Consider the following 14,262-nt stretch of genomic DNA (forward strand, 5'->3'; position numbering starts at 1 on the left):
TATTCAGCATTGCTCGGAAAATCAGGGTTTTTCGAGCGCCCACAAGTCGCTTTCGATGCTTTCGAACCTTTCTTTAAGGTGCGTCTGCACATCGAAAATCGCCCTGTTGTAATAGTGCGGAGCAATTTCAGTGGTGAACAGCTCGAGGATCTCAGCCACCTCGAACGACCCGAGACGGAGCTCGAAGCGATCTTCCATGAAACGCTTGATCTTGTCGGTCGCCTCACTCTCCTGCTGGGGAGTGAGATTGAGGATCGGTGGCTTGATCTTCTTGGCCATTACCAGCGCCCGTCCCAACTGGCGAAGTTCTGCAACAGCTGCAGGCCATGGGTATGGCTTTTCTCCGGGTGGAACTGCACGGCAAAGCGCGAACCTTCGGCCAGCGCTGCGGCAAAATCGACGCCGTAGTGCCCGCCACCCACCACCTGGCGCGGGTTACCGGCGGCGATGTAGTAGCTGTGGACGAAGTAGAAACGCGCCATGTCCGGGATGTCATGCCACAGCGGATGATCGACGGTGCGGCGCACTTCGTTCCAGCCCATGTGCGGGACTTTCAGATGCTCGCCGTCTTCGTGCAGATCCTTGCCGAAAAACTTCACCGCGCCTGGGAACAGGCCGATGCAGTCGACGCCGCCGTTCTCTTCACTGCGGTCGAGCAAGGCTTGCATGCCCACGCAGATCCCGAGGAACGGCCGGTCCTGGCTGACTTCGCGCACCAGGCTGTCAAAGCCCAGGCGGCGGATTTCGGCCATGCAGTCGCGAATCGCGCCCACACCGGGGAACACCACACGGTCGGCTTCGCGGATCACCTGCGCATCGCTGGTGATCAGCACCTTGCCGGCACCGACGTGCTCGAGGGCCTTGGCCACCGAATGCAGGTTACCCATGCCGTAGTCGATAACCGCGACCGTCTGCATTACAGAACGCCCTTGGTCGACGGCATTTGCCCGGCCATGCGGTCATCGAGCTCCACGGCCATGCGCAGGGCGCGGCCGAAAGCCTTGAACACGGTTTCGATCTGGTGGTGGGTGTTGGTGCCACGCAGGTTGTCGATGTGCAGGCTGACCAGAGCGTGGTTGACGAAGCCCTGGAAGAATTCCTGGAACAGGTCCACGTCAAAGCCACCCACCGTGGCGCGGGTGTAAGGCACGTGCATCTGCAGGCCTGGGCGGCCCGAGAAGTCGATGACCACACGCGACAGCGCCTCGTCCAGCGGGACATAGGCATGGCCGTAACGGCGGATGCCCTTTTTGTCGCCGATGGCCTTGGCAAACGCCTGGCCGAGGGTGATACCGACATCCTCCACGGTGTGGTGGTCGTCGATATGCAGGTCACCCTTGCTGACGATATCCAGGTCGATCAGCCCATGACGGGCGATTTGATCCAGCATGTGCTCAAGAAAAGGAACACCGATATCAAATCGGGCCTTTCCGGTGCCATCCAGGTTGATCGAGGCTTTGATCTGGGTTTCCAGAGTGTCGCGCTCGACGGACGCCTTACGTTCGGCCATCACCAGCTCCGCAAAATCATTGGGCGAAAAAGGTGGCCATTATAGGGGCTGCGGGCGCTAAACAGAAACATCGAAGGGGATAAGACTGACGGCCTGTCGGGCATAGACATGTCAGTACAAGTGCGGGAGCTGGCGTGTGTGGGAGCTGGCTTGCCTGCGATGCAGACGCCTGCGTACTACAGATACACCAAGCGGGTTCAATCGCGGGCAAGCCCGGCTCCCACAGGAACCGGGCCCACACGGGTTATGCGGTGTTAGTGGAACAGCACTGCAGTCTTCTGCAAGGTCACCCACACGCCCCACGCCAGCGGAATACCCACCACCAGCCACGCAGCAATTGCCAATGGCACGGTGCCGGAAGCGGCTTTCCACTCCAGGGAAGTGCTGGCATCGGCACCCTTGTCATGGCCCAGCGCCTGTTCGGCGGCCAGTTCGGCGTCGGTCATGAAGTACTTGTCGGCCACCGGACGCACCAGCAGGTTGCAGATAAAGCCCAGCACCAACAGGCCGGCGAGGATGTACAAGGTGATGTCATAAGCCGCAGCACGCTCCACGCCAATGCTCAGCTGATACTCACGCAGGTAGTTGACCAGCACCGGGCCCAGCACGCCGGCCGCCGCCCAGGCAGTCAGCAGGCGACCGTGGATCGCACCGACCATTTGCGTACCGAACAGGTCCGCCAGGTAGGCCGGCACGGTCGCGAAGCCGCCGCCGTACATCGACAGGATGATGCAGAACGCCGCCACGAACAGCGAGACGTTGCCCAAGTGGCCGAGGTTCGGGATCAGCGCATACAGGGCAAAGCCCAGGGCGAAGAACACGAAGTAGGTGTTTTTACGGCCCAGGTAGTCAGAGAACGACGCCCAGAAGAACCGCCCACCAATGTTGAACAGGCTCAACAACCCGGTGAAACCGGCAGCGATGGCTGCGATGGAGGCCAGTTGCCCGGCATCCAGTTGGCCAAATGGCACATCCACACCCAGCAACTTGCCACCAAACACTTCCTGCAACAGCGGCGACGCCATGCCGAGAATGCCGATACCGGCCGATACGTTCAGGCACAGCACCAGCCATACCAGGCGAAATTGCGGGGTTTTCCAGGCCACGTTCACGTGCACATGGCGATGGGTAATCATCGCGTTGCTGGCTTTTTTCGCCGGCGCGGTCCAGCCCTCAGGCTTCCAGCCGGTCGGCGGGACGCGGTAGGACAAGGCGCCGCCGATCATGAACACGAAGTAGATCGCGGCCATCACCAGGAAGCTCTGCCATACACCCACGCCCGTCGGCGAAGCGAAGTGGCCCATCAGTGCCGCTGCCAGGGGGGCGCCGACCATCGCACCACCACCAAAGCCCATGATCGCCATGCCGGTGGCCATGCCGCGCTTGTCCGGGAACCACTTGATCAGGGTCGAGACCGGTGAGATATAGCCCAGGCCCAGGCCGATACCGCCGATGACTCCGGAGCCGAGCCACATCAGCCAGATCTGGTGGGTATAGATCCCCAGCGCCGAGATCAGCAGGCCACCACACCAGCACAGTGCCGAGACCACACCGGCCTTGCGCGGCCCGGCGTGTTCCAGCCAGCCGCCCCAGATAGCGGCCGAGCAGCCCAGGAAGATGAAGAACAGGGTGTAGATCCAGCCCAGCATGGAGATCGGCCAGTCGCAGGACGACGAGAAGATCTGCGCGATAAAGCTCATGTCCGGCGCGCACGCGACCGGTGCGGTGACGCCCAGCGCCTTGGACAGTGGCAGCCAGAACACCGAAAAGCCGTAGGCCATGCCGATGCACAAGTGGATAGCCAGGGCGGCCGGCGGAACCAGCCAGCGGTTAAACCCTGGCTTGGCGATGATGCGTTCCTTGGACAGGAACGCAGGCTGCGCAGCAGGAATGCCGGCCGCAGTGCTAGTGTTCATTGGTGTTTCCCCCAGTTGTTGGTCTGTGTTCGCCAGGCGCTCTCCTCCTCGGCCTTTGCACGCAATGCGTGGCCGTTTTGTCGAGTGAAGCTCCCTGTAAGCGCGACGTTTCGTCGCAGAAGGCGGGCGAACGCGCAAAGATTAGCATTTGGCGCCGCGAGAAAAACCAAACTGACACTACCTTTTTCGGCTCATCTGTTTTGTTTGACACTATGTAACGATGCGTAAACAGCCGCAGGTCCAGCGGCGTTATACTCTGCGGCTAAATTTTGAAATCGACATACAAGGACTCGCCCATGAAAGCGTTCGGCAAAATCCTGGGTCTGGTACTTCTCGGGCTGTTGCTGATCATTGTGGCTCTGGGCTTTGCCCTGACCCACCTCTTCGATCCCAACGACTACAAAGACGAGATTCGCCAGATTGCCCGCGACAAGGCCCACATCGAGCTGACGCTCAATGGCGATATCGGCTGGAGCCTGTTCCCGTGGCTGGGCCTGGAGTTGCATGAAGCCAGCGTGGCCACCCTGAGCAATCCTACCCAGCCGTTTGCCGACCTGCAGATGCTCGGCCTGTCGGTACGGGTGCTGCCGCTGCTGCGTCGTGAAGTGCAGATGAGCGATGTGCGCGTCGAGGGCCTGAACCTGCGCCTCAACCGCGACAAGCAAGGCCACGGCAACTGGGAAGATATCGGCAAGGCACCACCCGTTGCAGCCACCGGCACCGCCGAGGCACCCGTGACGACTGCGCCAACCACGGCGCCAGCGCCGGACAAACCGGCTCAGCCGATCCGCCTGGATATCGACAGCCTGACGGTCAACAACGCCCGCATCGAGTACAACGACGAGCAGACCGGCAAGCAATTCAGCGCCGAGAGCATTCAGTTGAGCACCGGTGCCGTGCATGAAGGCGCGAGCATCCCGGTCAAACTCACTGCCTTCTTCGGCAGCAACCAGCCAGTGATGCGGGTCAAGAGCGAACTCAGCGGCGAACTGCGTTTTGATCGCGCCCTCAAGCGCTATCAGTTCGAAGACATGAAAGTCGCAGGCGAAGCCACCGGCGAGCCGCTGCAAGGCAAGACCGTGACCTTTGCCACCCAGGGCCAGTTGCTGGTGGACCTGTCGGCGAACATTGCCGAGTGGACCGGCCTCAAGCTGTCGCTCAACCAACTGCGGGCACTGGGCGAAGTAAAGGTCAACGACCTGGATAAAACCCCACAGATCAGCGGCGCCCTGTCGATTGCCCAGTTTGACCTGGCCAAGTTCCTCGACAGCGTCGGCCAGCCCCTGCCGGCCATGGCCCCAGGGAGCCTGAGCAAAGTTGAACTGGTCAGCCGCCTGCAAGGCACGCCGTCGAGCATGGCCCTGGAAGACCTCAACCTGAAAGTCGACGGCAGCACCTTTACCGGGCGCCTGGCGGTGGAGGACTTTGCCAAGCAATCCCTGCGCGTGCAGCTCAAGGGCGACACGTTCAATGCCGACCATTACCTGCCCGCCAAGTCCGAAGCCGCCAACAGCGCCGCCGTCGCACGCCAGGCCGAAGTGCAAAGCAGCGAAGCCGGAGCCATGGCCGCCGGTGGCACCACGCCGTTGCCGGACGCGCCGACCAAAGGCGCCTGGAGCACCGACAAGCTGCTGCCCCTGGCGCGCCTGCGCAGCCTGGACGTGATTGCCGACCTGTCCTTCGGCCAACTGACCCTGAGCCAGTTGCCCATCGAGAATGCAGCCCTCAAGGCCTCCGGCCAGGGTGGCCAGTTCAAGCTCGACACCTTGAGCGGTGGCCTCTATAACGGCACGTTCCAGGCCAACGGCAGCCTCGATGCACGGGAAGATGTGCCGGTGCTGGCGTTGCAGACCAAAATCAAGCAAGTACCGGTCGAGCGCATCCTGCAAGCCCAGGGGCAAACCCCGCCGGTCAAGGGCCAGATCACCCTCGACAGCAACCTGAACGGGCGTGGCAACAGCCAGAAAGCGCTGATCGACAGCCTCAACGGCACCGCCAGCTTCGTCATCAACAATGGTGTGCTGCTCAATGCCAACCTTGAGCAACAGCTGTGCACGGGTATTGCCCTGCTCAACCGCAAGACCTTGACCACGACACCACGTAGCAAGGACACACCGTTCCAGGAACTCAAGGGCAACCTGACTTTCCGTAACGGCGTGGCGAGCAACCCGGACCTGAAAGTGCGCATCCCCGGCCTGACCGTCAACGGCAATGGCGACGTGGACCTGCGTGTACTGGGCATGGACTACCGCGTGGGCATCATCGTCGAGGGCGACAAGCGCGACATGCCGGACCCGGCCTGCCAGGTCGGCTCGAACTTCCGGGGTATCGAAGTGCCGCTGCGCTGCCGTGGCCCGCTGGAACTGGGCGCCAAAGCCTGCCGCCTGGACAAGGACGGCCTGGGCCAGGTGGCCGCCAAGATGGCGGGCAACAAGCTCAGCGAGAAGATTGAAGAGAAGCTCGACAAGGTCAACCCCAAGCTCAAAGACGCCCTCAAAGGTTTGTTCAACCGATGAGAAACGAGCAATTTTCAGCGGCCGTGCTCGACTGGTACGACCGCCACGGTCGCCATGACTTGCCCTGGCAACAGGGCATCACCCCGTATCGGGTGTGGGTCTCGGAAATCATGCTGCAACAGACCCAGGTCAGCACCGTGCTCAATTACTTCGACCGTTTCATGGCTTCGCTGCCAACGGTCGAGGCCCTGGCGGCCGCGCCGGAAGATGAAGTACTGCACCTGTGGACCGGGCTGGGCTACTACACCCGGGCGCGCAACCTGCAGAAGACTGCCAAGATCGTGGTGGCCGAATACGGCGGCGAGTTTCCCCGCGATGTAGAGAAACTCACCGAACTGCCGGGCATCGGCCTGTCCACCGCTGGTGCCATCGCCAGCCTGAGCATGGGCCTGCGCGCACCGATCCTCGACGGCAACGTCAAGCGCGTGCTGGCACGTTTTACTGCCCAGGAGGGCTATCCGGGCGAGCCCAAGGTGGCCAAGCAGCTGTGGGCCACTGCCGAGCGCTTTACCCCCCACGACCGCGTCAATGCCTACACCCAGGCCATGATGGACATGGGCGCCACCCTCTGCACCCGCAGCAAGCCCAGTTGCCTGCTGTGCCCCCTGGAAAAGGGCTGCGAGGCACACATGCTGGGCCTGGAAACCCGCTACCCGATCCCCAAGCCGCGCAAGACCATCCCGCAAAAGCGCACGCTGATGCCGATGCTGGCCAACCAGGAGGGCGCGATCCTGCTTTACCGTCGCCCCTCTACGGGCCTGTGGGGCGGGCTGTGGAGCTTGCCGGAGCTGGACGACCTGAACGACCTGGAACACCTGGCCAACCAGCACTCACTGGCGCTGGGCAAGCATCAGGCGCTACCTGGGCTGGTCCACACCTTCAGCCACTTCCAGCTGGCTATCGAACCCTGGCTGGTGCAGGTCGAGGAATCGGCCCATCACGTGGCCGAGGCCGACTGGCTCTGGTATAACCTCGCCACCCCGCCGCGCCTGGGCCTTGCCGCCCCGGTGAAAAAACTGCTGAAGCGCGCGGCCGACGTATTGAACGCAGGAGTTTCGTCATGACCCGCACCATCATCTGCCGCAAGTATCACGAAGAACTGCCAGCCCTTGAGCGTGCCCCATTCCCGGGCGCCAAGGGCCAGGACATTTTCGACCACGTCTCCGCCAAGGCCTGGGCCGACTGGCAGAAGCACCAGACCCTGCTGATCAACGAAAAACGCCTGAACATGATGAACGCCGAAGACCGCAAATATCTGCAGGGCGAGATGGACAAGTACTTTTCCGGCGAGGATTACGCCAAGGCCGACGGCTACGTGCCGCCTGCTCAATAATTGAGCAAAAACCGGGGTTGGCACGTAAGCGACGGTAATAATTAAATATTTTTTGAAAACTTGCTTGACGACCCCCTGAAAAACCCGTTTAATGCGCCCCGTTGCCCAGATAGCTCAGTCGGTAGAGCAGGGGATTGAAAATCCCCGTGTCGGCGGTTCGATTCCGTCTCTGGGCACCACTTATTAGTTTCAGGTGGTGCAAAAATCATCTGGAACACCCAAGAAACCCGCCTAGTGCGGGTTTTTTGTTGCCTGCGATTTAGTATCGCCAGCGCCCCTCTGGTTACTTTTAGGTTAACGCCAAGCCTTGCTGGCACCTGATGTGTTATTTATTTCCCTGCTCAACCGTCTAGCCTTAATCCAATCTTCAGCAAGGTAGTTATTTCATGACCCGGTACTTGTTATGCACGCTGTTAATGCTGACAGCGCTGCTCAGCGGATGCGCTACTACGATGGACGTCGCGATCAACGCAACCCCTGACCCGGACTATCACTTTGACCGACAGGCGACGGTGCTGGTGACGTCGGTCGGCGGCAATGCCGAGAACGCGCTCAATGCCCGCTACTACCTGCGCGATATGGTCAGCGCGATGAAGGACCAGGGGTTTCGCGAGGTGTATACCGACGTGTCCCTGCCCAAGAACCGCACGCCGAAAATCACGATCACCCTCGACATCGACAGTCACCAGGTGACCTACCGCTATACCGCCACCGAGTATGGGCAGGTGCCAACCAGCACCTCCACCGTGTGCAAGAACAGCAAGAAAAAAAGCGACCAGATGATCTGCACCAGCACGCCAAACACCACCTATGGCCCGGTAGGCAGCTCGGAGCGCACCGGCTACACCACCCTCACCACCTTCACCGCCACGGCCCGGGATGAAGCGAGCAAACGCGCGGTGTACCTGCTGCGGGTAACGTCCTACAACGAGGACTGCCAGGCCGCCAAAGTCGAAGCCTTCCTGGTGCAGCAGGGCCTGCAGAACCTGAACTTCCAGGATCGCGTGCAGCGCAACTACACCGTCACGATGCCCGAGGGGTATCGCTGCAAATAGTTCGCCGCCCCCCCCCTCCAGATAGTTCAGGACGAATGTCACTTCGCACTCCTGCCTGACTGCCAGCCTTGATTGCCACTCCCCGCTGAGGGCGACCCCACCCGGTCGCCCGCATCAAACACCCCCGCCAAAAAGCCAGGCTCGACTGAAGCTCATGGTTGCTAATAGCAATTATTATCATTTAAGCTGGCGCGCAAAATCCCCCCTGCCCCACTAAAAATAATCAAGGAGCTGCGATGCCCTCTGCACGCGAGTCAGGTTCATGGTTAAAGGCGTTTGGCCTTGCCCCCTTCGGATTCGCTTCGATGCTTGTCCCGGTCGCAGACGCGGCCGAGAAAACAGGCCAGCTCGAACTGCCCAGCCAAAGTATTACGGCAACTGCCTCAGAAGAAACGGCCGACGGCCCGGTCAAAGGCTACGTCGCCAAGCGCAGTACAACGGGGGCCAAGACCGACACCCCCATCACTGAGATCCCCCAGTCGATTTCCGTCATCAGCGCCGACCGCATGCGCGATCAGGGCGCGCTGACCGTGCAAGACGCATTGCGATATGTTTCCGGGGTGCGGGCCGAGACCTTCGGGCTCGATAGCCGCGGAGACTGGTCGAAAGTGCGAGGCAGCTCGCCGGCCCTGTTCCTTGATGGTTTACAGCAGAGCTTCGGCACTTACACCAACGTGCGCACCGACCCCTTCACCCTGGAACGCCTTGAAGTGCTCAAGGGTCCTGCGTCGATGCTGTATGGGCAAAGCCCGGTGGGCGGCCTGATCAACCAGGTCAGCAAACGCCCCAAAGCCGAACAGCACACCGAACTGCAACTGCAATACGGCAATTACAACCGCAAGCAGGTCGCCGTCGACACCACCGGCGCCCTGAACCCGCAAGGCACGCTGCTGTACCGGCTGGTGGCGATCCAGCGCGACAGCGACACCCAGGTTGATCATGTCAAAGACAACCGCCAGGTGCTGATGCCATCGCTGACCTGGCGCCCCAACGAAGATATCGACTGGACCGTCATGGCCAACATCCAGCGCGATGACAGCGGCTCCACCACGCAGTTCTTCCCACACAAAGGTACCGTCTGGAATGCGCCATATGGCCGAATCCACAGCAACCGGTTCGCCAGCGAGCCAGGGTTCGACGAATACGACAGTGACCAGACAGCCCTGACGTCGCAATTCTCGTGGCACCTGAATGACACATGGACGCTGCGCCAGAACCTGCGCTGGCAGAAAAGCAAAGTCAGCTACCAGTCGATTTATGCGAAATTCGCAAGAAACCCACCGTTTAACGCCGATAACCAGACCCTCGACCGTGTCTATTACGTTTCCAAACCAGAGGTCAAAGTCTGGGTTGCCGACCAAAACGCCGAGGCCCGATTTGACACCGGCCCGCTACAGCACACGCTGCTGCTGGGGGGCGACTACCAGCATGCGGTCTCCAACCGGGAAGGTGCCAGCGGTAACGCAACACCACTGAACGTGTACGAACCGGTGTATGGCACCTTTGATCCCTCGGTCATTCGCCTCACCGCAGACCCGGAACAACGGGTCATGCAACAAGGGCTGTATGCCCAGGACCAGATCAAATACGAACAGTGGCTGCTGACCCTCGGCCTGCGCAAGGATTGGGCCGCCAGCCAAACCCAAGGCAGCGCCCGGCAAAAGGACGACAAGGTGACCGGCCGCGCAGGCCTGACCTACCTGTTCGACAACGGCATAGCGCCCTACTTGAGCTACAGCGAATCATTCCAGCCCCAAATCGGCCTCAACCGGCGAACGCTGGAGCCCTACGTACCGCTCAAGGGCAAACAGTGGGAGCTGGGGGTGAAATATCAGCCGGTTGGCAGCAACAGTCTCTACACCGCAGCGGTGTATGACATTCGCGAGCAGAACCGCCGCATGCCCGACCCCCTGGATGCGATGAACACCCTGCAAAGTGGTGAAACCCGCGCCCGTGGCCTGGAGCTCGAAGCGCTGGTGACGGTCACGCCCGACTGGGACCTGATTGGCACCTACAGCTACACCGACACCACCGTCATCAAGGGCGCGCCCGCCGAGCAAGGCAAACGCCTGTCCAGCGTTCCAGAGAACATGGCCTCGGTATGGAGCCAACATCGGTTCAGCATCGGCGACATTTCCGGGTTCAGTGTCGGTGCCGGTATTCGCTATGTGGGAACCAGCTGGGATGGCGCCGACCGCCTGAAAACGCCGTCTTCTACCCTGGTGGATGCGATGCTCGGGTACCGCTACCAGAACTGGAACCTGACGCTCAACGCGACCAACCTTGAAGACAAGACCTACTACACCACATGCCTGGCGCGAGGCGACTGCTTTATCGGCAACCGTCGTACGCTCGTCGGTACGCTGGCCTACAACTTTTGATTGAGTTGTAAATCCACGGCGGCGGCTGATCATGGCACCCGGAACACCAGCAACGGGTTGTCATTAAGCCGCCCATTGAAAGCCGGTACCAGATGCTGCAGCGGCGTGCCCTGCAGCAGTTCGGTTTCCTTGCGCGCGACAATCACCCAGGACGAGCGCGGCAGTGCGTTCAGGCGCGCAAGGTCATCGCGCCCGATAAACAGCGGCTGCTCGTCATGATCCAGGTTCATGATGTAGCGAATGGCCCAGGTGTCCTTGCCAAGGTTGAGAAACACCAGCGGCCCGGGGTGCTCGGCCCGCAGGGTTTCCACCGCACCCACAAAGTTTTTGGTGTCGAACTGCAGATCCTTGGCCGGCTCCACGACCGTCACCAGCACCAGCCATTGGGTGGCCAGCGCGATCAGGCTGAGCACCACCAGTCGCGCCCCCACACGGCTGCGCCAGCGACGCCAGGCCACCACCGCCGCCAACTGCAGGGCGATCAGCAGCGCAATCAACCCCGGCACTGAAACATCAGGCCAGTAACCGTGTTTGCTCCACAACTGGCGGCAGACCAAGACCACGACAACCCCCAGCAGCGGCAGGATCGCCACCAGCCACTCATAACCCCGACGCACCCCAAGCAACCAACCCCGGGCCTGAAGCAGCCCATAAGCCGCCACTGCGGCAAACATCGGGACCATCGGCAGGATGTAGTAGGCACGCTTGAAGTTCGGCACCGACAACCCCAGCAGGATCATCAGGCCACAGCCGCCCAGGCGCAGCATCAGGCGCACATCGGCATCAGCATTGCGCGCCGACCAGGTGTGGCGCAGGGCAATCAACGTCGCCAGCGCCAGCGGGATCACCGGGAAATAGCGATACAGGCTCAGCTTGAAGTAGAAGTAGAACGGCTCGCCGCTTTCATCCAGGCGACCGGCCACCTGCATCTTCATCACCTCGTCGGCAAAAGCATCACCCCCGCTGATCCGCGCCAGCTTCAGCAACACCCACCAACAGGCAAGGAGCAGGACCAGGCCGATCACGCCGTGGGCAAGCACCTTTTTCAGCAAGCCAATCTTCTCTTCCCGCGTGCGGGCAGGCCCCAGCGCCCAGTACACGCAAGCAACCCCACAGACCTCGATCAAGCCCAAAGGGCCACGCATGGCAAACGCCGCCACGAACAAGGGAAAGATTGCGTATTGGCGCAGCCGCGAGCCCAGGCGCTCGCCGGTGTGCAGCAAGTAAAAACAGCCCAGGCACAGCAGGGAGACCATCTGATCCAGGCAGACTGAGCGCGACTTCTCCAGCCATTGCGCGGTCAATGCCGTCAGCACTACCGTCAGCAACGCCCAGGTCCGGCCGCAGGGCACCAGCAAGCGGTAGATCAGGGCCACGACCCCGGCCGACGCCAGAGCGGTGGGCAACACGTTAGCCAGGTCGTTAGGCGCACCGAACAGCCGGGCAAAGAGCAGGCTGAAATAGGTCGCCGTGCCCGGATAATCCGGGTAAGGCTCACCGTAGGTGGTGGGGAAGAGGCTCGCGCCGTGGCGAAACATCTCCTGCATAAACACCGCCCAACGCCCGTCAAACCCTTGCGGCGACTGATCCCAGATGCCCAGGGTAAATAACAACAAGGCCACCAGGAAAATGCCCAGGGCCTCCACACGAAAACGGTTGCGGTGTTCCATGGTTTAACCTGCCAGGGCGGGGGAGATGCTGGCGTATATTGCCGGCAGCACGGCTGAATCACGCCTGAACCGAATGCAACATTTACCTGTACACACCTGTGGCGAGCGGGCTTGCCCACGCTGGGCTGCATGGCTGTCCCATTTTTGGGGCCACTGCGCGACCCAACGCGGGCAAGCCCGCTCGCCACAACCGCCTTTTTTACGGGATTGGCTGGCAGGTATTGCGCGCCTTTGGCTGACGATTTTGTTAGTGTCAGCCTCCAATAAAAACTGCGCACGGGTCGTCACCCCCCCATCGAAAGCGCATGGATCGAGGCCAGTGATGAACCTGCCCAGCCGCCCGCACCCCGAGACATTCCACGAGCCCGCCGCCGACCACTACCCCATTGGCGGCTTCACCTGGCGCCATATCCGCAGCGATATCGAACGCCCAGTGGTGATCATCAACGCCGCCACCTCAGTGCGCTGCCGCCACTATTCGCGCTTTGCCGAGTACCTGTTTGCCAAGGGTTTCGATGTCATCACCTACGACTATCGCGGCATCGGCGAGTCGCGCAGTGGCTCGTTGCGTGGGTTCAAAGCCTCGTGGTCAGACTGGGGCCGGCTGGATTTCGAGGCCATCCTGCGACGGGCGCAACGCGAGTTTGCCGGGCAGCCCATTGATGTAGTCGGCCACAGCTTTGGCGGCTGCGCGGCCGGTCTCGGGGCCTCCGGCGCCGCGATCAGGCGCCTGGTGACGGTGGGCGCGCAGTTCGCCTACTGGCGTGACTATCAAGCGAGCGGGCGCTGGCGGATGTTTGCCAAGTGGCACCTGGTGATGCCACTGGTGACTGCCGTGTGCGGGTATTTCCCGGGCAAGCGCCTGGGATGGCTGGAAGACACGCCCGCCGGCGTGGTGCGCGACTGGAGCACACCCACCCCCACCTACGAGACACGCCCCAGCGGGCGGGCCTTGGACGAGTTGCCTTTTGCCCGGGTGCAGGCACAGATCCTGGCGATCAGCATCAGCGACGACCCGTTTGGCACCGTGCCCGCCATTGAGCGTCTGCTGAATTACTTCCAGGCCAGCGAGCGCACGCACCTGCGTATCGCGCCGGGGGATATTGGCGAAGAGGTCGTCGGGCATTTCGCGTTTTTCCGCAGTGAATATCAGGATCGGTTGTGGCCGATTGCACTGGCGTGGCTGCAGCGCGGCCAACTGGCGCCCGACACACCGGGCACCCGGCTGTAGAAACCCTTGGGATTTCGCCAGACCTGCGCTTCAATACGCCACCCAGATCCTGAACCAAGGACGTGAGCCCATGGCTTCGCCAGACAAGCAGCAAAAACGTGCCCAACGGGCAAAAGCCAAGGCCAAGCAGAACCGCACCCAGCGCGCCAATGCGCCGAAGCCGGATGCGTTTGCCGGTGACGACGACCGCATTGACCTTGAGTCGGTGGACTTGACCGAACTGTTCGTGGAAATGCGCGCGGCCGGCGAGACCAGCCAGCAGGCGCTGTGTGCGGCATTCCTGGCGCACCCGTTGCTGGCGCTGGTGCTGGAGCAGGAGGGCGAAGAAAACGCCACGGACTTTATCCTGGCGGCGCTGATCGAGTATCGGCAGTGGTCCACCGACAGCGATGATGAAGCAGCGGCGTTGGCCTGGATTGAATCGCCACAGTTCCAAGCGGACTACGTGGCGGCATCCCAGGCGCTGACCAGCGCGCAGGATTGATACAAAACCAATGAGGGAGCCGGGCAAGCCCCAATGCCGATCAGTTAAGCGAACGCAATGCTCAAAGTAGTGAAGAGCAAATGTGGGAGCGGGCTTGCTCGCGAAGACGTCGGCCCAGCCAACATTGATGTTGACTGACCCACCGCTTTCGCGAGCAAGCCCGCTC

Annotated in this window: 12 protein-coding genes and 1 tRNA gene; 8 read left to right on the forward strand and 5 right to left on the reverse strand. The window is 61.4% G+C overall.

Annotated features, from left to right (window positions below; genetic code table 11):
* Positions 1 to 21: 21 nt before the first annotated feature.
* The 4 genes from HBR94_RS10195 to HBR94_RS10210 form a co-directional block, all read right to left on the reverse strand.
* On the reverse strand, positions 22 to 279 hold the full coding sequence (locus HBR94_RS10195) for a DUF2164 domain-containing protein (RefSeq protein ID WP_029295898.1): 258 nt from the start codon (positions 277 to 279) through the stop codon (positions 22 to 24).
* Positions 279 to 917, reverse strand: a complete 639-nt coding sequence (gene hisH, locus HBR94_RS10200; RefSeq protein ID WP_057437127.1) for an imidazole glycerol phosphate synthase subunit HisH — start codon at positions 915 to 917, stop codon at positions 279 to 281. The genes HBR94_RS10195 and hisH overlap by 1 nt, the downstream gene beginning before the upstream one ends.
* Positions 917 to 1,510, reverse strand: coding sequence for an imidazoleglycerol-phosphate dehydratase HisB (gene hisB / locus HBR94_RS10205; RefSeq protein WP_003218037.1), 594 nt, complete (start codon positions 1,508 to 1,510; stop codon positions 917 to 919). Before hisB ends, hisH begins: the two co-directional genes overlap by 1 nt.
* Positions 1,511 to 1,764: 254 nt before the next feature.
* Complete coding sequence (locus HBR94_RS10210) at positions 1,765 to 3,426, reverse strand: OFA family MFS transporter (protein WP_057958034.1); 1,662 nt, start codon at positions 3,424 to 3,426, stop codon at positions 1,765 to 1,767.
* Positions 3,427 to 3,722: 296 nt separating this feature from the next.
* Between HBR94_RS10210 and HBR94_RS10215 the strand changes: the two genes are divergently transcribed.
* The 6 genes from HBR94_RS10215 to HBR94_RS10240 all read left to right on the forward strand — a co-directional run bounded on the left by HBR94_RS10215 (position 3,723) and on the right by HBR94_RS10240 (position 10,711).
* On the forward strand, positions 3,723 to 5,942 hold the full coding sequence (locus HBR94_RS10215) for an AsmA family protein (protein ID WP_170044677.1): 2,220 nt from the start codon (positions 3,723 to 3,725) through the stop codon (positions 5,940 to 5,942).
* Positions 5,939 to 7,006: an A/G-specific adenine glycosylase gene (mutY, locus tag HBR94_RS10220; RefSeq protein WP_057958032.1), complete on the forward strand. Its 1,068-nt coding sequence runs from the start codon at positions 5,939 to 5,941 to the stop codon at positions 7,004 to 7,006. The genes HBR94_RS10215 and mutY overlap by 4 nt, the downstream gene beginning before the upstream one ends.
* Positions 7,003 to 7,275 carry an oxidative damage protection protein gene (locus HBR94_RS10225; protein ID WP_038445278.1) on the forward strand — a complete coding sequence of 91 codons (273 nt, stop codon included), beginning with the start codon at positions 7,003 to 7,005 and terminating at the stop codon, positions 7,273 to 7,275. The genes mutY and HBR94_RS10225 overlap by 4 nt, the downstream gene beginning before the upstream one ends.
* 103 nt (positions 7,276 to 7,378) lie before the next feature.
* A tRNA-Phe gene (locus HBR94_RS10230) sits at positions 7,379 to 7,454 on the forward strand.
* A gap of 207 nt (positions 7,455 to 7,661) precedes the next feature.
* Complete coding sequence (locus HBR94_RS10235; protein ID WP_057437122.1) at positions 7,662 to 8,330, forward strand: hypothetical protein; 669 nt, start codon at positions 7,662 to 7,664, stop codon at positions 8,328 to 8,330.
* A gap of 305 nt (positions 8,331 to 8,635) precedes the next feature.
* Complete coding sequence (locus HBR94_RS10240; protein WP_057437686.1) at positions 8,636 to 10,711, forward strand: TonB-dependent siderophore receptor; 2,076 nt, start codon at positions 8,636 to 8,638, stop codon at positions 10,709 to 10,711.
* 29 nt (positions 10,712 to 10,740) lie between these two features.
* Here the strand turns inward: HBR94_RS10240 and HBR94_RS10245 are convergent, their stop codons facing one another.
* Positions 10,741 to 12,381 carry a glycosyltransferase family 39 protein gene (locus HBR94_RS10245; protein WP_170044679.1) on the reverse strand — a complete coding sequence of 547 codons (1,641 nt, stop codon included), beginning with the start codon at positions 12,379 to 12,381 and terminating at the stop codon, positions 10,741 to 10,743.
* Positions 12,382 to 12,703: 322 nt separating this feature from the next.
* Here HBR94_RS10245 and HBR94_RS10250 point away from each other — a divergent pair, with 322 nt between their 5' ends.
* Positions 12,704 to 13,612, forward strand: a complete 909-nt coding sequence (locus HBR94_RS10250; RefSeq protein ID WP_170044681.1) for an alpha/beta fold hydrolase — start codon at positions 12,704 to 12,706, stop codon at positions 13,610 to 13,612.
* Between the two features lie 70 nt (positions 13,613 to 13,682).
* The gene (locus tag HBR94_RS10255) at positions 13,683 to 14,096 is read left to right on the forward strand and encodes a hypothetical protein (protein WP_057437118.1); all 414 of its coding nucleotides are present in this window, start codon (positions 13,683 to 13,685) and stop codon (positions 14,094 to 14,096) included.
* Positions 14,097 to 14,262 lie beyond the last annotated feature (166 nt).

Origin of the sequence: Pseudomonas sp. WS 5412 (assembly GCF_012985615.1) — a bacterium.
Classification (GTDB): Bacteria; Pseudomonadota; Gammaproteobacteria; order Pseudomonadales; family Pseudomonadaceae; genus Aquipseudomonas; species Aquipseudomonas shahriarae.